23 protein-coding genes and 2 pseudogenes are annotated in these 17215 nt (G+C 68.2%); 10 read left to right on the top strand and 15 right to left on the bottom strand.

Annotation, left to right across the window (positions count from 1 at the left end; genetic code table 11):
- Nucleotides 1-78: 78 nt before the first annotated feature.
- From ACWFR4_RS45555 to ACWFR4_RS45515, 9 genes and pseudogenes are all read right to left on the bottom strand, one after another.
- Nucleotides 79-276 (bottom strand): annotated as a pseudogene (locus ACWFR4_RS45555) (serine hydroxymethyltransferase); the annotation flags it as partial.
- Nucleotides 273-578 (bottom strand): putative quinol monooxygenase, encoded by a 306-nt coding sequence (locus tag ACWFR4_RS45550; protein WP_453657496.1) that lies wholly within the window; start codon nucleotides 576-578, stop codon nucleotides 273-275. The pseudogene ACWFR4_RS45555 and the gene ACWFR4_RS45550, both read right to left, overlap by 4 nt.
- A gap of 16 nt (nucleotides 579-594) precedes the next feature.
- The gene (locus ACWFR4_RS45545) at nucleotides 595-954 is read right to left on the bottom strand and encodes a metal-sulfur cluster assembly factor (RefSeq protein WP_383084022.1); all 360 of its coding nucleotides are present in this window, start codon (nucleotides 952-954) and stop codon (nucleotides 595-597) included.
- Nucleotides 955-1026: 72 nt separating this feature from the next.
- Nucleotides 1027-1338 (bottom strand): annotated as a pseudogene (locus ACWFR4_RS45540) (uL22 family ribosomal protein); the annotation flags it as partial.
- Nucleotides 1338-2159: an oxidoreductase C-terminal domain-containing protein gene (locus tag ACWFR4_RS45535; protein ID WP_453657494.1), complete on the bottom strand. Its 822-nt coding sequence runs from the start codon at nucleotides 2157-2159 to the stop codon at nucleotides 1338-1340. The pseudogene ACWFR4_RS45540 and the gene ACWFR4_RS45535, both read right to left, overlap by 1 nt.
- Before the next feature lie 9 nt (nucleotides 2160-2168).
- Nucleotides 2169-2522, bottom strand: coding sequence for a histone-like nucleoid-structuring protein Lsr2 (locus tag ACWFR4_RS45530; protein ID WP_453657492.1), 354 nt, complete (start codon nucleotides 2520-2522; stop codon nucleotides 2169-2171).
- A gap of 136 nt (nucleotides 2523-2658) precedes the next feature.
- Nucleotides 2659-3066: a hypothetical protein gene (locus ACWFR4_RS45525; RefSeq protein WP_453657490.1), complete on the bottom strand. Its 408-nt coding sequence runs from the start codon at nucleotides 3064-3066 to the stop codon at nucleotides 2659-2661.
- Entirely contained in the window at nucleotides 3063-3746 is a 684-nt protein-coding gene (locus tag ACWFR4_RS45520; protein ID WP_453657488.1) for an Asp23/Gls24 family envelope stress response protein, read from the bottom strand. The genes ACWFR4_RS45525 and ACWFR4_RS45520 overlap by 4 nt, the downstream gene beginning before the upstream one ends.
- Nucleotides 3737-4369, bottom strand: a complete 633-nt coding sequence (locus ACWFR4_RS45515) for an RNA polymerase sigma factor (protein WP_453657486.1) — start codon at nucleotides 4367-4369, stop codon at nucleotides 3737-3739. The genes ACWFR4_RS45520 and ACWFR4_RS45515 overlap by 10 nt, the downstream gene beginning before the upstream one ends.
- A 147-nt stretch (nucleotides 4370-4516) precedes the next feature.
- Between ACWFR4_RS45515 and ACWFR4_RS45510 the strand changes: the two genes are divergently transcribed.
- From ACWFR4_RS45510 to ACWFR4_RS45490, 5 genes are all read left to right on the top strand, one after another.
- The gene (locus ACWFR4_RS45510) at nucleotides 4517-5005 is read left to right on the top strand and encodes an Asp23/Gls24 family envelope stress response protein (protein WP_453657484.1); all 489 of its coding nucleotides are present in this window, start codon (nucleotides 4517-4519) and stop codon (nucleotides 5003-5005) included.
- A 62-nt stretch (nucleotides 5006-5067) separates the two neighbouring features.
- Nucleotides 5068-5259, top strand: a complete 192-nt coding sequence (locus tag ACWFR4_RS45505) for a hypothetical protein (protein WP_327579955.1) — start codon at nucleotides 5068-5070, stop codon at nucleotides 5257-5259.
- A gap of 111 nt (nucleotides 5260-5370) precedes the next feature.
- A complete protein-coding gene (locus ACWFR4_RS45500; protein WP_453657482.1) occupies nucleotides 5371-5664 on the top strand; it encodes an Asp23/Gls24 family envelope stress response protein in 294 nt (97 codons plus the stop codon).
- 82 nt (nucleotides 5665-5746) lie between these two features.
- A complete protein-coding gene (locus ACWFR4_RS45495) occupies nucleotides 5747-6424 on the top strand; it encodes a DUF6286 domain-containing protein (RefSeq protein WP_453657480.1) in 678 nt (225 codons plus the stop codon).
- Nucleotides 6425-6444: 20 nt separating this feature from the next.
- A complete protein-coding gene (locus tag ACWFR4_RS45490) occupies nucleotides 6445-7134 on the top strand; it encodes an alkaline shock response membrane anchor protein AmaP (RefSeq protein WP_453657478.1) in 690 nt (229 codons plus the stop codon).
- Here the strand turns inward: ACWFR4_RS45490 and ACWFR4_RS45485 are convergent.
- On the bottom strand, nucleotides 7125-7280 hold the full coding sequence (locus ACWFR4_RS45485; RefSeq protein WP_199841846.1) for a DUF6131 family protein: 156 nt from the start codon (nucleotides 7278-7280) through the stop codon (nucleotides 7125-7127). The genes ACWFR4_RS45490 and ACWFR4_RS45485 overlap by 10 nt on opposite strands.
- Nucleotides 7281-7723: 443 nt before the next feature.
- Between ACWFR4_RS45485 and ACWFR4_RS45480 the strand changes: the two genes are divergently transcribed.
- Both ACWFR4_RS45480 and ACWFR4_RS45475 read left to right on the top strand, forming a co-directional pair.
- Nucleotides 7724-8110 carry a hypothetical protein gene (locus ACWFR4_RS45480; RefSeq protein WP_453657476.1) on the top strand — a complete coding sequence of 129 codons (387 nt, stop codon included), beginning with the start codon at nucleotides 7724-7726 and terminating at the stop codon, nucleotides 8108-8110.
- 58 nt (nucleotides 8111-8168) lie between these two features.
- Nucleotides 8169-8552 carry an SDR family NAD(P)-dependent oxidoreductase gene (locus ACWFR4_RS45475; protein ID WP_453657474.1) on the top strand — a complete coding sequence of 128 codons (384 nt, stop codon included), beginning with the start codon at nucleotides 8169-8171 and terminating at the stop codon, nucleotides 8550-8552.
- A 594-nt stretch (nucleotides 8553-9146) separates the two neighbouring features.
- Here the strand turns inward: ACWFR4_RS45475 and ACWFR4_RS45470 are convergent.
- A complete protein-coding gene (locus ACWFR4_RS45470; RefSeq protein ID WP_453657498.1) occupies nucleotides 9147-9815 on the bottom strand; it encodes a Type 1 glutamine amidotransferase-like domain-containing protein in 669 nt (222 codons plus the stop codon).
- Between the two features lie 315 nt (nucleotides 9816-10130).
- On the opposite strand from ACWFR4_RS45470, the gene ACWFR4_RS45465 reads away from it, so the two are divergent.
- Together ACWFR4_RS45465 and ACWFR4_RS45460 are read left to right on the top strand one after the other, a co-directional pair.
- Nucleotides 10131-10496, top strand: coding sequence for a hypothetical protein (locus ACWFR4_RS45465; protein WP_453657472.1), 366 nt, complete (start codon nucleotides 10131-10133; stop codon nucleotides 10494-10496).
- Nucleotides 10497-10629: 133 nt separating this feature from the next.
- The gene (locus ACWFR4_RS45460; protein ID WP_453657470.1) at nucleotides 10630-10992 is read left to right on the top strand and encodes a four-helix bundle copper-binding protein; all 363 of its coding nucleotides are present in this window, start codon (nucleotides 10630-10632) and stop codon (nucleotides 10990-10992) included.
- Between the two features lie 104 nt (nucleotides 10993-11096).
- Here the strand turns inward: ACWFR4_RS45460 and ACWFR4_RS45455 are convergent, their stop codons facing one another.
- The 4 genes from ACWFR4_RS45455 to ACWFR4_RS45440 all read right to left on the bottom strand — a co-directional run bounded on the left by ACWFR4_RS45455 (nucleotide 11097) and on the right by ACWFR4_RS45440 (nucleotide 16126).
- Nucleotides 11097-11552: an NUDIX domain-containing protein gene (locus ACWFR4_RS45455; protein ID WP_453657468.1), complete on the bottom strand. Its 456-nt coding sequence runs from the start codon at nucleotides 11550-11552 to the stop codon at nucleotides 11097-11099.
- A gap of 236 nt (nucleotides 11553-11788) precedes the next feature.
- Nucleotides 11789-14404 carry a serine/threonine-protein kinase gene (locus ACWFR4_RS45450; protein ID WP_453657466.1) on the bottom strand — a complete coding sequence of 872 codons (2616 nt, stop codon included), beginning with the start codon at nucleotides 14402-14404 and terminating at the stop codon, nucleotides 11789-11791.
- Between the two features lie 675 nt (nucleotides 14405-15079).
- Nucleotides 15080-15439, bottom strand: coding sequence for a DoxX family protein (locus ACWFR4_RS45445; RefSeq protein WP_453657464.1), 360 nt, complete (start codon nucleotides 15437-15439; stop codon nucleotides 15080-15082).
- Between the two features lie 192 nt (nucleotides 15440-15631).
- Nucleotides 15632-16126, bottom strand: coding sequence for a cupin domain-containing protein (locus ACWFR4_RS45440; RefSeq protein WP_453470074.1), 495 nt, complete (start codon nucleotides 16124-16126; stop codon nucleotides 15632-15634).
- An 80-nt stretch (nucleotides 16127-16206) separates the two neighbouring features.
- Between ACWFR4_RS45440 and ACWFR4_RS45435 the strand changes: the two genes are divergently transcribed.
- Entirely contained in the window at nucleotides 16207-17058 is an 852-nt protein-coding gene (locus ACWFR4_RS45435; RefSeq protein ID WP_453657462.1) for a LysR substrate-binding domain-containing protein, read from the top strand.
- The last annotated feature ends 157 nt before the right edge of the window (nucleotides 17059-17215 follow it).

The raw sequence follows: 17215 nt of genomic DNA, 5'->3' as shown, positions 1-17215 counted from the left end.
CTGGGCGGTCCGCGACCTGAGCCGAGCCGGGTCGACAACCCTCCACGCACCTGTCGGGGATGCGCTGACGGAGGTTCACCGAGGGTTCTGAAGCCCTTCGGCGTACTTGTTGGTCAGGACCGATCCGTGGGCCTCCAGAACCGCGACCGGTGCGAAGTTCTCCGACGCGATGAGTTCGAGAGTGTCGCGCTGGCGACCAAGCTCACGGCCGATGGCACCGGAGACCTCCGGGTCAACGTCGACGAGGGACGCGTCAAAGGAGGGTGGAGCCGTCACGACGAGCTGTCCTCACCGATGGTGGTGAACGTCTGCACCTCACGCTCCGCAAGCAGCGGAAGGGCCTCCCCGAGAACGCGGGCCTGGAACGCCTCCGTGGCCCGGTGCTCTTCATAGCCCGACGAATCCGTGTAGTGCTCATAGAGCACGATCGTGTCGGGGTCGCTGGTACTGACCTGCGCCTGGAAGTACACCATCTTCGGCTCACGCCGGATTCCCGGGGTCATCTCTTCGAGCAACCTCAGTACCTTGTCCCGTTCGCCGGGCTTGGCCTTCCAGGTCGCGATGATGACGTGTCCCATGTCCTGCTCTCCGTTCTCAGATGGTGAAGCCGATGGCACGGAGCTGCTCGCGGCCCTCGGCGGAGATCTCTGCTGGTGTCCACGCCGGGGTCCACTCCCAGTCGATGCGAAAGTCGTGGACGAGCGGCTCGGCGCCCTCAAGGAGCTCCTTGCGGATCTGGTCCTCCATCACGCCAGTCAGTGGGCAGGCCGCCGAGGTCAGAGTCATCGTCAGCACGGCCGTTGTGTGGTCGACGGCCACGCGCCGGACGAAGCCCAGGTCAACCACGTTGATCCCGAGGTCCGGGTCGATTACGTCGAGCAGGCGTTCGCGTAGTGCCGGCACCAGCGAATGGTCCGGGTCCCCAGAGCGCCGCTCGGGTGCCGGTGCCGGCATCGCGGCCTCGGCAGCACTCTCCTCTGCCCGGGCGACGTCGTAGAGCCCGCCGGGGGTGATAGCAACCGACACGTTGCTGGTCACGCTGGTGATCCAGTCCGCTTTACCGTGCGCCTTGCGCCTCACGCGGACGATGTCTTCGCCCGGTTCTACGGTGCCGGTGGCCACGCGCAGCGACACGGGGTCCAGACCTGCCTCACGTGCGTTCGCGACGGCGTCCAGCACCCGGGCGAGCGGTTCACAGGTCAAACCGGGCCCGTGCCGGAGGGTGGCCACGGCACTGACGAGATCGGCGCCGATCACTCTCGCGAGGGCCTCTCGGCCGCGGGCGGGGTCGACGCGGACCTGCCGCTCGGTGATGGAGAGCTGGGTGAGAGTCGACATCATGCCTCCGCTCGGGGCGGCGACTTCCGGGGCGCCAGCCGGTTCAGCTGCGTGGCTTCGTCCCGCAACTGCGCGGCGGTCACGGCGTGCTCAGTGAAGAGCAGGCGTCGCACGGCCAGAACGTCTTTGGGTCTGTTGAGGGATATGACGCGGGTGATGCGGCCGTCCCGGAGAGAGAAGGCCGAGAAGGACAGATCGTCGAGCGACCCTCGCACTACCACCTCGTCATCGGGTCGAGCACGCCCCACCTGCTGGATGCTGTGGTCGTACTGGTCCGACCAGAACCAGTGAGTCTCAAGGAAGGGGTCATCGAGCCCGAGCATGTTCCTGGCCGCCGAAGCGCCGTGGCGGACGGCCGAATCGTGGTGCTCAACCCGAATGTGCTCGCTGTAGTGCGGGTGGAACGCCGCCGCCACACCGCCCGCGGCGTACACGTCTGGGGCGCTGGTGCGCGAATGCTCGTCGGTGAGGACGCCTCGGTCTATCCGCAGGCCGGCCTCCTGGGCGAGTTCAACGTTGGGAAGCGACCCGGCGCCGACCAGAACCAGATCCGCCTCGATGACGGGGCCCCTCAGTACGCCGCGACCCCGACCCCTGCAGTGAGGTATCCGTCGCATCGACGGAGCTGGTCCTCGTGCTCCTCCTCGTCGAGGAAGAGCACCGACATGGTCATCATGCCCGGGATACTCGAGGTTCTGCGTCAGGCTGCGCTTGTTCGTCCACCCGATGAAGGCTGCATTCGCGCGCCGTTGGGAGGCCTTGGCCTGGGTAAGCCAGATGTCGAGGTGGGACTGCGTGAGGCCGGTGAGCTCGATCGCCAATATCAGAAATTAATCATTGGCCTTTTCGTATGCTTCCTTAACGGAGGCGGGAACTCGACCCCGGTCATTCACCTCAAGGCCGTTTTCCTTGGCCCAAGCCCGAATCTGGGCCGTGTTCGAGTGGGCGGATCCTACGGCTCGACGCTTACCCCTCGTGCCGGCAGCGGTGACGCTGCCACGTACTCGACGGGCCCCCTCGGCGCTCAAGTAGGGGTGCAGAACTTCTAGCAAGCGATCGTGGTTCTCCGTGGAGATGTCAATCTCGACCCCAGCCCCGTCGATGAGGATGGTGTGGGTACCGATCTCTTCGGCTTCTTCACCTGTGAGGTCGTCCGTATAAGTGATTACTTCTCGCTGAGCCATGCGCTGATTGTAGGGCTAGGGCCTGCGCCGGCCCTCTTCACTCAGAACAGGGGAAGGCCCTCGGGCGCAGCTTCGGCGGAATGGAGGTGTCAAGCCCTGGTTCGCACTTTCATGGCTACCCTGACCGGATCATCGCTCACTTCTTTGATTTCAGCGGCCGCCAGGCGACCTTTGGTTTTGTCTGTGTGATGCGGGTGATCGTGACGGTAATAGTGACGGTGTCCGCCGTGCCGTGCGTCGTGACCAGGGGGGTGAGGGACGCGCGGGTCCGGTCGTGGACGGTGCGGGCGACGTCTATGGCTCGGTGTCCCTCGGCCAGGACGCAGCGCACCTCCACTTGCCAGCCGGAGCCGTCCGGGTCATGGACGACATGGATGCCCGACAGCGGCGAGGCGAACCTGCTGGCTGCCGCGCCTGCAGTTGCGCGTGAGGCGGCTCGGGCGAGACGGCTGGCGAGGGTGGGCTGCAGAGCGAGGACCCCGCTGACCGCGAGGGCGGCCTCAGCGGCGGTCTGGCGAATGTCGGCAGGGTGACATGCGGTCATGGGGTGCCGCCCGGTCCACTGCGGGTGGTGTCTGCGCGGTTCGGCGATACGGGCGCATGGTGCACGTCGATGACCGTGACGTCCACTGCTGTCACTCCCAGGCCCAGGGCATGTTCGGCGGCATCTACTACCGAGCGGCGCACCAGGTCGGCCGTCTCGGGCAGGGGGCGCTCGACGCCGACAGCCAGGGTGATGCTCACACTTACGCCGGTGCCCTGGTCGGCTCGGGTGAGGCGGCAGCTGGCGGCGATGACGCCTGGTATCGCGTCTGCTGCGCGCCGTAGCACGGTGGCCGCGGCGTGTTCGGCGATCTGCAAGGTGCGCGTGGGGTCGTTCAGGGGCAGCATCGACCCCAGTCGTACCTCGTCCCGGACGCTGTCCATGACGCGGGCGATGAGGTTCTGGGTGCTGGGTTTCTTCTGTTCCCGCAGGGCCTGCGTAGCTGTGTCCAGTGCGGCCAGTCCTTCGACGGCGTCGCGACAGTAGGGGCAGTCGGCGAGGTGGGGGTCAGCGGGCGGACCGGTGTCCCGGGCCTGTTCCCAGGCGTGACTAAGGGCGCGCCCGCAGGTGAGCACTTCGTCTCCGGTGTGACGGCGGACCTCGTCGAGAGGTGAGCCGTCTGGCGAGCGCGGTTGGCGTCCGAGCTCAGGAGGCTGGGGGGAATGGTCCTCTAGCGCCATGGGCCCAGTGCCTCCTTCAGGGATCGGCGTGCTCGGTACAGTCTCCCGCGGACCGTCTGATCGGTGGTGCCGGTCACGTGGGCGATCTGTTCGTAGGGCAGTCCGTGCAGTTCCCGCAGGATCCAGCAGACCCGCTGCTGCGGTTCCAGCGCGCCGAGCGCGTTGACCAGGGCTTCGGTGAGGGCGTCCTGTTCGGCAGCCCGTGCGGGCGAGCTGCGCGTACCGGGGGCGGCGGGTTCGGCCACCGAGTTCAACGGTACCGGTGCCGGCCGGCGGCGCAGGGAGTTCAGGCAGCGGTTGACGGTGATGCGGTACATCCAGGTGCTGAACGCCGAGGCGTGGCGGAATTCGGGAAGGCTCCTCCAGGCGCTGATGAATGCGTCCTGCACGGCGTCCTCGGCGTCTTGAACGTTGCCCAGCGTGTGGGAGGCCAGGGCGAGCAGGGGACGGCTGTGGCGCCGCACCAGGATGGCGAAGGCCTCCTCGTCGCCTTCACCGGCGCGTGTCGCCAGCAGGTCGTCCGGCGCGGTGAGCAGCCCGTCGGCCGTGCCCGGGACAGGGGGGTCCGGGGGTGGGCCGGGCCAGGCCGCTCGGCGCGGAGAAGGGCCGGCGCTGTGCGTCATGACCGCACCTCCTCCCTGCGGTGTTGTGCCCGGCCTGAGGGAGGTGATGCCAGTTCGTGGACATGTGTGACGATTTGCCTGTCGGGTGTGTCCCATCCTTGACGGGCATCGTGCCCGTGCCCGCAGCGACTGATCGAGGCGACTGCTATGACGGACACCACCGACCGTTCCTCCACCGGACAGGACGGCTCTCCCGGGACGGCGACCATGCTGAAGGGGCCGACCGGTGCTGGCACCTCACCCGAAACGCGGGGCAAGACCACCATCGCCGACGGCGTCGTGGCCAAGATCGCGGGCACGGCCGCCCGCGAGGTACCCGGTATCCACAACCTCGGCGCGGGCATGGCCCGTGCGTTTGGAGCCGTGCGCGAACGCGTCCCCGGCGGAGACACCAGCGGCGTCGGCCGCGGCGTGAAGGTCGAGGTGGGCGAACGCCAGGCCGCACTCGACATCGATGTCGTCGTCGAGTACGGCTACCCCATCGTCGATGTGGCAGCAGAGGTCCGCGTCAACGTCATCTCCGCCGTGGAACGCATGACCGGCCTGGAGGTCATCGAGGTGAACCTCGTCATCGATGACGTGAACCTGCCCGACGACGAAGACGACACCGAACCGGCCGAAGGCCGCGTCCAATGACTTCCGGCAGCGGGCGGAGTTCCCCTCCGATCGAACGCCGGCGAGGGACAGGTGAGTGAGTGATGAATACAGCAACAGTGGGTCTGACAGCCGGAATGGCACTGGGATTCGCCGGCTACTTCGGCGGCTTCTGGGCCTTCCTCCTGGTAGCGGCCCTTGGCGCGGTGGGCTTGGTCGTCGGTCTCGTCCTGCAGGGCGACGCGGACGTGTTCACCCGGCGGCAGCGGGACCTGTCCACCCGGCGGCAACAGTGAGCACCACCACCCGCAGCGCCGGATCAGGTGAGAGCCCCCGCGGCGGGTACGACGCCGAGAATCCCCTGCCGCCTGTCGAGCGCGGGCGCGACAGTGATACCCGACCGGGTCGTGGCCCGCATCGCCTCACGGGTGGCGAGCACAGCCCTGCACCGGCTCACCCGCCCGCCACCTGCCCACGCGGCGCTGACCGCATCCGGCGCTCGCGCGACCACGTACGACGGGACGGCACAACTGGCGCTGTCGGTGGACCTTCCCTACCCCACTGACATAGCCGCCACCTGCGGGCAACTGCAGCGTGAGGTCGCCGAACGGGTGGCCCAGCTGACCGGCCTGGACATCAGCGAGGTGCTGCTGACCGTGCGGCGTCTGGTCGTCGCGGGCCGGTCGGCTCGCGTCCGCTGATCCCGCTCACCGCCGCAGCGCTGCCGCACAGGCCGGCCATCAGACCTGCCGATCCTCACACCAACGACGAAGGGCGGCCACCATGACCCCCCCATCCGGGCCCGCCCCGCCTGCTCACGATGAGCAGACGCCCTCGGCCAAGGAGGCCGCTGGGACAGGCCAGCCCGACATCCGCGCTCCCGCGATGAGCCCGCTGCCGCATGACGGCTGGGGGGCGAGGTCGCCCCGCCTGTGGTCCGCACGCCGCATCCCGGCCGCTCTGGTCGCACTGGTGACGCTCTGTGCCGCCGGGGTGCTGCTGTACGACGTGATCGCAGTGCGCGCCGGACATCGGGCCGGGGCATGGCGCATCCGCCTCGCCGACGAGCTGGCCACCCGCCCGGTCGACGACCCTTGGCTGCTGATCGCGGCCGCCGTCGCCGTCATCCTCGGCCTGTGGCTGCTCATCCTCGCCCTCACCCCCGGCCTGCGCCGACTGCTGCCGCTTCGAGCACCCGATGGCTGTCCCGACATGGGGGCCTGGCTGGACCGCAAGAGCGCCGCCTTGGTGTTGCGCGACGCCGCGATGCGGGTCCCCGGCATCAGCGGTGCCCGGGTCCGGGTCGGACGCCGCCGCGTCACGGCCCGCGCGGACGTCCACTTCCGCGACCCCGCCACCGTCCGCGACGACCTCACCCAAGCCCTGCAGGACCAGTGCCGTCAACTCGCTGTGGCGCACACCCCGCGGCTGACGATCCGCCTACGACACCACACCCGTTGACCACGCCCCGGGAGCGCGCCATGAACGGCCGATCCACACTCAACCGTCTCCTCATGGCCCTCAGTGGCCTGGTCCTGCTGGGCGGCGGTCTGCTGATCCTCACCACAGGCCTCGACCTCTACCGCCGGCTTCACCTGGCCGCGCCTGCCGGCTGGCCCCTCACCACGCCCCACGACGTCCTGCTCAGCAACGCCGACCGCATCGCGTGGAGCGACCAGGGCTGGTGGTGGTGGCCCGCCATCATCGCCGGCCTGGTTCTGGCCGCCGTCTTGGCCCTGCTCTGGCTGCTCGCGCAGTTGCGCCGCCGCCCCGGTTCAGTGCACCTGGGCGGCACGCCTCCACCAGAAAGCGTCGAACTGCGGGGCCGCGCCCTCAGCGATGCGGTCACCGCCGAAGCGCGTGCCCTGCCCGGCGTCGAGCAGGCGAGCGCCCATGTCACCGGACGGGCGGCGCGCCCCTGCCTCCAGGTGGCCCTCACGCTGACGGATCACGGCACGCCCGCCCCCGTCCTGCAGGCGCTGTGCCACGGCCCCGTGGCGCATGCGCGCGACTGCACCGGGTTGGTTGACCCACCTGCCCACCCGGGCACAACTGGACGTTGGCAAGCACAAGGCGCGCCGCGCCGAGTAGAGCGCGGTCATCGGGTGCAGCGAAGGCCCGCGGATGGGTGGCCCTCCCATCCGCGGGCCTGGATCCCTGGCTACCAGTAGTGGCGTCGTCCTGCGACGGCGTGGCCCATGGCGCCCAGAATCCACAGAATGGCGCCGATGACGAGCACGATGATGCCGATGGTCCAAAGGATCGAGAGGCCGGTCAAGAACCCGACAACCAGCAGAATCACTCCGAGAATGATCATGGTGTCCTCCAGTGAGGCATGGCGCTATCTCAACTGTGAACCTTCCAGGCCCGGAGAGAAAGCGGGCCGGCAGAGCCCGGCTGAAGGCCACGCGTTGCTGCTTCAATTCGTGGTGACCCCTTCGGGTGAGCCGCCCGCTCAAGGCCTGACGGGGCGCACCCCACGTGCCGAGTCCAGGGCCGCCGCAGTTGTCATGGGAGCCGATGCATGCGGCGGCGATCGGAGCCCATTTGGCCGGCAGCAGCGGTCTGCTCACGGTGAATACCTCCGGGGGCAGGCAGAGCGGCTGCCGCTACCGTCGGTCAGCGAGACGGTCTCTCCCTTGGGCACCTCTCAGCGACGTCTGCGTGCCCGACATGACCGCTCCGGCCGTGGATGGGAGAATTGGACACCACCGGCAAGGCGTGTGTAGGCACCCCCGACAGGACAGGCAGGTAGAGGTCATGCCCAAGCAGCCGAAGCCGTCCGAGCCCTCACACGGAGAGGGACCGAGTCGGCACAAGGGCACTCAGCACGGCTGGTCGCCGGATGTGGACGAGACTCGTCAACAAGAGAATCCGAGCGCCCACCGCTCCTTCCACCCGAAGGAACACGCCCCCGCGAAGGGGCCCGGCAGGAAAGTCTCCAAGGAAGAATCGAAAAGCGTCCCCGGCGACACCGCCAAGAGCACCGGCCGCCGCGGCGAACAGCAGAGCAAAGGCTCAGACGAAAAGGGTATGCACGACACCGGTCGCAGAGGCCGCTCACAGCGTCCCAGCGGAACCAAGGACGCCTCCGCGTCGAGCGGGGTGGACCCCCAGGACCCACCCGGCACACGCAGCGAAGGTTAGGGCCTGTCCGGCGGATCAGGCCGGTCGGCCCCGGCATTGAGTCGGTGTAGCTGTCCGCTTGATCTCCCCAACGATGCAGGGACAGGGCAGCGGCAGCATCATCAACATCTCCTCGACCTACGGGCATGAGGGTGCGGCCGGGGCCTCCCTCTATGTCGGCAGCAAGCATGCCGTCGAGGGCATCACCAAGTCGGTGGCGCTGGAGGTCGCCAAGTCGGGAATACGCGTAAACGGCGTGGCGCCTGGCCCCACAGATACTGGCATGCTGACCCGTTTTACCGGCACGCCGGAGAACAAGGCGGCTCTGGTATCGGAAGTTCCGCTGGGTCGCCTCGGCCTCCCGGAGGAGCTAGCCGATGCAATCGCCTTCATCGCATCGGACGAAGCTTCATACATCACCGGCCATGTCCTCAACGTCGACGGCGGTCACACCGTCAACTGACCTGTTCAGGCGCGGAGGTTCGCTCCGCGCCCGGTTGGCCCGGTCGTGAGTGAACCGTTCACCCACGCCGGTCGGCAATGGCGGTCTTGCAGGGCCGCCGGCAACGGTGGCGCCAGCAGCGGAGAGCGCGACATCCAAGAGAACTCGCGCGCCTCGCGGCCGCGCCTACGGCGAACGGATCACGGCCCGTTCCGACCGCGACGCGCCCGTCGCCGCGGAGGCCCTACAGGCCCAGGCGGCAGCGCTCGGCACCTGGGGCGCGCGCAAGGACGACACCTATGGCTACCTGGCCGACCTCAAGCAGCCCACCCTTCTCGTTAACGGCAACAACGACAGCATCATCCCCGCCGTCAACTCTGGAAGCGACCACGAACGGCTCCCCGAGATGAGCGAATCGTCGATCACGTGGGCGGCCGTCACCTTGATGACGAGGCGACTGACCCGCCGCACGACCCGGCCTGCCGAACCGTGCGACGTCAGCCCGTACTACCTCGCGCAAGCCGCCTGGCGCAGGTGCTCACCCCGGCAGCTCCGCATGAGTGCGGCCCCTGGGCGCCGCACTGCCCTGTCCGAGACTCTCCACCACGCGTTGAGTCACGGATGGAACCGCCACCGGCCTTCAGAGACGACATCCACCTTGCCGTCCCTGACGCGAACGGCCGTCTCGTCGTCGATGAAGTAGATCGGGAAGTCCGCCCGCGCAGCGATGCGATCAGCCCATGCGTCGTCCCGCTCGGGGAAATCCGGCGAGTACAGGTGGGGCTTGAGATACCAGTCGAAGAGGCCGAACGGCGGCTCCACGGTCGTCGCGCCGAGCACGTGGAGGTCCGAGGTGTCCCCGATCACGTCGGCGGAGTGCCCGGTGAGATTACGACTGAAGATCATTGATCCGGCGCTCACCCCCACATAGACCCGGCTCTCCAGCGCCTCCAGGAAGCCGTCGGCCAGGCCGTTGCCCGTGATGCTGCGCGCGAGGTGGTAGTGACTGCCGCCCTCGACATAGATGACGTCGGCGTTATGCAGCCGGTCGAGCACCATCTGCCGGGGCAGGCCGTTCAGCTCCAGGATGTCGAACTCCCGCCAGCCGAGGCCGTGCAGCCGGATCATGTCCGTGACGACCCACCCGTGGTCCCCGGGCTCGGCAACGGACGCCGTGGGAACGAACACCACGTTCGCCGACCCGAACGGCTTTCCCAGCATGTCCCGCAGCGCATACCGCAGCGTCTCGTTGCGCAGGCCACTCGCCGTCAACAGAAAGTTCATCGGGCGAGCCAAGCACGACGGACGGGCGCGCGCAACGAACCCAGGATCCGCCAATACCGTCACGGCATGGCCGCATCAGAACCAGGCACTAACGAAGGACTCGTCCAGGGCGTACAAGGGAAAGGGCGTCTTCATCATCACCCCGCCCCGAAGGCGACAGCCCTCGGGCGTGACAAATGCCCCCGACCCCAAGGGCAGGGGACGGCCTGGCTTACTGCCAGCTGTAGATGACGCAAGACACGGTCGTGAACGGATTGGAATGGGGCACTGTCCCCGCGTGGATGAGTGCGCTCCTGACAGGTGGCTCCCCTCCTCATGGGCTTCCACATCCTTCTGCGGGACAGGAAGAAGCAGGAGCTGAACGAAGCCCTGAAGGTAGTCACCGGGGCGGAGCGGGACGCCAACGACGAACGCAGCTTCATCCGCATCCATGTGCGCAACACCGCTGACCGCCCCGTCCTCTACGTCGATGCGCTCTACGAGCGGGTGGACGGGAGCATCGGGCGGTGGCCCTCCGACGTGCCTATGGTGCTGAAGGGTGTCGACCTTGTCCGCCTCTTCGGGCGCGCTGGTGCCCCCGAGGCTGCGGACGAGGAGATCGTCGACGGCGCTCACTTCGGGGGCGTGGCCGGAAGCCGTGGGTCGACAACTCCGATGGACCCGCGACGTGCCCCCTGGTGAAATGCCGGGGATCGTGTGCTTTCGAGGCAAAGGTTGCGAAATCATTCCATCCGCTCCATGGCGGGAGGGCACGGGCAGGCGTAACACAGGGGTAAGGGGTCCGCCCCGGGCCCCCTCACCCCCAGGAGGAGCCATGACCCAGACCGGATCGATGACCGCGATGAGCAAGGAGATGCAGGACTGCGTCGCAGCATGCATGTCGTGCCACAGCGTCTGCGAGGAGACCATGAGCTCCTGCATGCAGATGGGCGGCCAGCCCCAGATGCAGATCATGCGCGCGCTCATTGACTGCTCCGAGATGACCCGCATGTGCGCGGACATGATGATGCGCCGCTCGCCGATGTCGCTCGAGATGTGCGCGATGTGCGCCAAGGCGTGCGACATGTGCGCCGAGGCGTGTATGTCCATGCCGGACGATCAGCAGATGATGCGCTGTGCCGAGGCGTGTCGCCGCAGCGCGGAGATGTGCCGCGCGATGGCGGGCGCCACGATGTGATCCCTGCCTGATCGGCTTCGACGGCGCCCGGGCCCGGACGCCGTCGAAGCCCACGGCGGCGCCAGATCGGACTGCCCGCCGCGGCGATGGCCATGCCCCACCGCTCAGCGGCAATGCGGGCGGCGGCCGCAAGCTGGGCCGCGCCGCGCTCGCCCCAGCCCAACAGGCCGGCCGCGTCCACCGGTGACACCAGCACCCGCCCATAGGCCCGGCCCCGTGGACGGGTCCGGCGCGATCGGGTACGCCTTCTCCAACAGCGCCGCGTAGCGGACCTGGACGTACGGGGCCCGTCCGTCCTCGCTCACGAGCTGATATCCCACCGGCGCCCAGTCCGCGAGGACGAGCTGGCTCTCCTCGTGGACCTCCCGGCGCAGCGTCGCCACCAAGTCCGCGTTGTCCTCAGGCTCGGGCGTGCCTCCCGGCAAGTTGTACCGGCCGTTGTCGTCCTGCACGACCACCGATCCGCTGACGGAGTCGAAGACGATCCCGTACACCTGACGGACACCAACCCCTGCCGGTGGCGGCCACGCCTCCGCCCACCGGACCTCGTTCACCAACACGCGCCGGCCTCCCAGCAATGCAACCGAAATGGGTGCAGCTCCTCTGAAGGGAAGAGCCGGCCAGGCGCTCTGCCAGGTCCGGTGGCTGGGCCCGGTGGCAGCGCCCCGGCGTTTCAGCAGGCGGGAAGCGGCTGCTGAAACGCGATGATCGCCGACGGCATGCCGGATGGCAGCCGCCCGCCGCGGCGGCCGAGGAGAGTCACCTACCGATGGAGCCGACCGTAGGTAGGTGTAGGTCAAGGTTTCTCTTCAACGGAACTACGCCCTTGCGCGTTTGTGGCGATGGCGAGTACGGCCTGGACCAGGGCCTGCTTGCGAGTGGTGTCATCGGTGATTCGCTGGGCTGCCCGCTCGGCGCGGCGTGGATCGGACTCGATAAGCTCTGAGACAACGTCGGTCAGCAGCGGCTCTTGGTCGGAGCTGGGCAACTGGTCGATGAGTTGCTCGGCGGTGTGCAGATCTCTGACAGCCAGGGCTCGGAGAGGCCACCACGTTAGTTCGACGTACTCCTCGACTTCGGGTGGTCGGTGAACTGCCTGCCAGGCCCGCCGTACCAAGCTCTTCGCGTACTGCAGATCCGTGTCGGCCAGCGCCACGGCGGCGGTGACCAAGGCCAAGGCGAGGTGCCGCCGTGGCCCCGCATCGAGCGGCTCGGTGCGCGACTCAGCTCGGTCGACGAGCAGCACGGCCTGGGCGGGATCGACGGCGGCGACGCACTCAGCGGCGATGACCAGCGTCCACACCTCTACGTGCTTCCCGAGGCTGGAGACGAGGTGTTGGGTGATCCGAGTGGCCAGGTCGTGGTCGAGGTCCGCAGCCTCTGCGGCGACCGCTCCCAAGGCTTCAGGGCGTCCGCTGTAGGGGCCCTTCGGGATCCCAAGCGCTGCCTCGTGGGCCGCTGCGAGCCACTGCCGTGCCTGGGCGGGGTCGGAGGCGGCCACCTGGCCCGCCATGCCGGTCAGAGCTTTGGCCCGAGCGGCGTGAGTGGTGATCCTCGACGCGAGGCGCTCGGCCCGGGAGCTGTCGGCTGCGGCTGCGGCGACCGCGATCTCCGCGAGATCGCCGGTGCTGTCCTCTTCCTCCTCTGCCTCGAGTTCTTCGATGAGTTCTTCGATGGCGGCATCCGCCGGATCGGGTTGGCGGGTTCTGCGCAGGCGCCGCCACCAACCGGAGGCGCGCTCCTCAGTCTCTGCCGGTGCTGCAACGGTTGGCACGGGTACCGGTGGTATGGCAGAGGTTGGCATAGCCGCCCGCGCCAGTCCGACAAGGGCCAGCTCGGCCGCGTCGATCAAGTCCGGCACATGTCCGCAGCCGGCCGAGACTGCTGCCTCGATGGATTGCTGCCATGCGAAGACCTGTGTGGACCGTACGGTGATCATGCCGATGAGGCGTTCGGCCCGGTCGGGGTCGACTGGCGCCACCCCCGCGCTGACCATGAGCAGTGCCCAGTCCCTGTCCTCCTGTTCGTCGAGGCCAAGTGCGCGGTGCTCGGCGAGGTTGATCAGGCGCCGGGAGGCGTGCGGATCCGCGTCGCGGCCCTGCTTGGCGATCTCCACCAGTTGTTCAGGCAGGACCCATGTGTAGTCGGGGTTGGGGGGCAGGGCGTGGGCGGCGGACTCGACCTGCTCCATCAGCTGACGGGCCCCAGCAAGGTCGGCTTTGGACAGCAGCCCAGCCGCTCTGCTCATATCCATGATGTGCTGCTGATGGCTCGCTGCCTGCTCTTCGGGGCTGGGGATCAGCGCGATGAGCGCTCCGGCTTGGTCGAGTAGACGTCGGGCCAAGACGGCGTCGGCCTCCTCAAGGGCCAGTTCCAACTGCAGCCCAAGGCGGTTCTCCGCGGACAGACGAGGCATGATCTCGTCGCGGAGCGATGGAGCGGAGATGCCCACGCTGTACAGCGCACTGTCTCTTTCATCCGGGTCCCGGATGGATTCGGCGATCTGGATGGCGCGCTCAAACAGTTCACCCTGCGCGGTGGAGAGCGGCGGCCGGGGCGCAGGTGGTTCGGGTGCCGGGGCCGCGGTGCCTGAATCTTGGCTGTCTTCCAGCAGGGCCTTCGCCTGCGCGGTGGTGGGGCGGGCGTGAGGATCTTTGTCCAGCAGGCGCATGATGGGCTCGGCCATCCAACCAGCCGATGCCGGCGGGGGCAGATCGTCCCTACTGATCGCTTGGATCGTGGCCATCAGCGAGTCACGGCGAAACGGTGACAGGCCGCCGACGGCCTCGTACAGGGTCACGCCCAGAGCCCACAGGTCCCCGGTCGGCCCGTCATCGCCGTCGAACCGTTCGGGAGCCATGTACTCCACCGTGCCGACCGCCAAACCCGTCCTGGTGATCCTGGTGTCCGCGTGGTGCTTGGCGATCCCGAAGTCGACCAGCAGGATGCTGCCGTCGTTGGCCAACATGATGTTCCCGGGCTTCACGTCCCGGTGTGTGATCCCGATCGCGTGCGCCGCAGCCAGAGCACCGAGGACCTGTAGGCCGATCCGCGCGGCGTGGTCAGGTTCGAAGCGCTCGCCCGCAGCGACGGCCTGTGCCAGGGACCGCCCGGTGACCAGGTCCATCACCGTCCACGGGATCCCGTCGTCGTCCTCGACCACGTCGTGGACGGCGACGACGTTGGGATGGGCCCGCAGGGCAGCGGCATGACGGGACTCCTTCACCGCGTAGGCCAGGGCGGTCCGGCGCTCCTCAGTGGTGGCATACGGGCCCAGGATCAGGCGCTTGGCCGCGACATCAACCCTCAGCCGCTGATCCCTGGCCTTCCACACCTCACCCATGCCACCGCCACCCAGACGCTCGGCCAGCCGGTAGCGTCCAGCGATCACAGTCCCCTTGGAAACCTCCAAAGCCCCACCCTTTGTCAGCCGCGCCCCATCAGACACTGAAAGCGTAGTTGCACGACAGCCGCCATGAGGTAGACACAAGGATGCAATGCCGCTCGCTTCCGGAGGCGAGTGCTGACGAAGGTACAGACCCTGTGGGACCTCATGGCCGATTCATACCGAAACCCGCTTGGGTGTGGTTCCTTCAGGGGATGACTGAGCTGGGAAGACACTGATTGACGTGTGGTCGGTGCCGCCGTACTTCTACCGTGGCGGGGTGGAGGTGAGACGCCATGGTGCCGTTGCCGGAAGAGCTTCAGGCGCGGGAGGTCGCGGCGCGAGTACGGGTTCAGGAACTCAAGGCCGAGACAGCGGAGTTGGCCGTTCGGCTGGATCAGGCCCAAGGGGATCTGTCGCGGTTGGAGATCACGAGGGAGACCGTCACCCAGGTGCTGACGGAGTTGTCGGCCGCGGAGAGCGAGGCTGCGCCGGATGTGCCGGCGGAGCAGACGCCGGAGCCCGAAGAGGCGCCTGTGCCACATGGGGTCGGGGTGACGATGGTGCCGCGGTGGCGGGAGGGCCTGGTGACGGGGGTGTTGCCGGATGTGTATCGGGATGGCTTTGTTCACGGGAACCATGACAGCGGCCGTGGGGCGGTCGGCCCTGTAGTCGCATCCACCGGTCGAGGGCTGTGCTCGATCACAGCCGGGTGGCCAGCCAGATGGTCACGGCCGCGGCAACGGTGAGTCCGGCGTTGAGCGCGATCCGGCGGTCTTCGCCCATCAGGTGAACGGCGATCGCGCCGGTCTGTAGGAGTACGAAGCCGATGGCCGCGGCCGTCGCCAACGAGGGAGCGATGCCGGTCAGCTTCGGCAGGATCAGGCCGGTCGCGCCGAGTATTTCGACCGTCCCCAGCGCCCTGAGGGCAGGCAAGGGTATGCGGTCGACCCAGGCCATCATCGGCCGGAGTTGATCGCGGCTGCGGAGCACCTTCAGCGTGCCTGCGTAGAAGTAGAAGAGCGCGAGCAGTCCCGCGACGATCCAATAGGCGATGTTCATCGTTCCCGTTCATGGGCCACCGGTACATGGGGCCCCGTCGATTGCGTCGCTTGCCAGAAGAGCCCTCGTGAAGGCCCGGTCCGTCGTCCGAGGGACGCGGACACGCGGGTCGCCGCCGATGGCGAAGGGTGGCAGCGCCACCGCCCTGCCGGTCCGAGGGAGGGTGGCCGGGCACATGCTGTGCCGTCGGCTTCAAGCGAGTTCGGAGGCGGGCTCGGTCGCGTAGCGGCTCATCGCGTCGATGTTGGCCTGTTGCGTCAGCGGCCGGCCGCCGGCGAGCACCTCCTGGAGTTCTCGGAAGTACTGCACATAAAGGTCGGGGGTGAATGTGCTGAGCATGACGGCGGGTTGGTCGGTCAGATTGGCGAAGGTGTGCGGGGTTCCGGGCGCAACCATCACGAGCGTGCCCGAGGCGGCGTCGTAGTCCTCGTCCCCGACGGTGAACCGCACGGTGCCGGAGAGGATGTAGAAGCCCTCGTCGTGTCGGGCGTGGCGGTGCTGCGGCGGTCCCTGGGTGTGCGGGGCGAGGACGGACTCGGCGATCGCGAGGCGGTGCCCGGTGTGGCTGCCGTCCTCCAGAATGCGCATGCGTGTGGTGCCCAGAACGATCATCTCGCCGTCGCCGGGACCCACCACCGACACAGCGGGGTGGGTCTGCGGCTCGCTGCTCTTCGCTTCTTCGGTCATGCTCACAAGTGCACCGCCCGGCACTGCCGGTGTCCAAGACCCATCCCGCGGCGCCGATACCTCGTGGGTATCGTTGCAGCGTGGAGCTACGGACCTTGCGCTACTTCGTGGCGGTCGCCGAGGAACTCCACTTCGGCCGGGCCGCCACCCGACTGCACATGAGTCAGCCGCCGCTGAGCCGGGCGATCAAGCAGCTGGAGGCCGATGTCGGGTCTCTGCTGTTCGTCCGCTCGCCTACGGGGGTCACGCTCACTTTGGTGGGCTCGGTGCTGCTCGACGAGGCGCGGGCCCTGCTCGACCATGCCGACCGCGTCCGGGTACGCGTGAGCGCGGCGGCCGGCGTCGCGACCATCACCATCGGCATCCTGGGCGACGGCACCGACCCGGGAGTGGCCAGGATGGCCGCCGCCTACCGCCGAAGCCGCCCCGGCATCGACATCCGCATCCGCGACACCGATCTGACCGACCCAACCTGCGGGCTGCGCGCCGGAATGGTCGACGTCGCGCTGACCCGGGCGCCGTTCGACGAGACGGCCCTGACGGTGCGTGCGCTGCGGACCGATCCGGTCGGCGTGGTCCTGCGCGCCGACGATCCGCTGGCCCGCCGCGACGGGCTGCGGCTGGCCGAGCTGAGCGACCGCCGCTGGTTCCAGTTCCCGCAGGGCACTGACCCCATCTGGCAGTCGTACTGGAACGGTGGCAGGCCGCGCGAGGGCCCAGTGGTGCGCGCTGTCCAGGAATGCCTGCAGGCCGTGCTGTGGAACGGCACGGTCGGCCTGGCCCCGCTCGGACACGACCTGCCGGCGCAGCTGGCCGTGGTGCCGCTGATCGACATGCCGCCGAGCCGAGTGGTTGCGGTGTGGAACGAGGGTGACACCAACCCTTTGATCCCATCCTTGATCGAGATCGCGACAACCGCGTACCGTCACTGAGCACCGGCAACCGGTGCTGTCACAGCTCTTGAAACCTCCCCCGGCTAAGGGGGATTCCTAGCTCACGTGGCCTGATCCCCGGCGGGGATGCAGGTCTTACACGATCAGCACTAGCCGGGACAGAGACCAGCCCGGACGAGCATCACACGGGCTGAGT

This window comes from Streptomyces sp. NPDC055140, assembly GCF_053607285.1.
The sequence above is the reverse complement of the archived record's forward strand: the minus strand, read 5'-3'. Positions and strand labels throughout refer to the sequence as shown.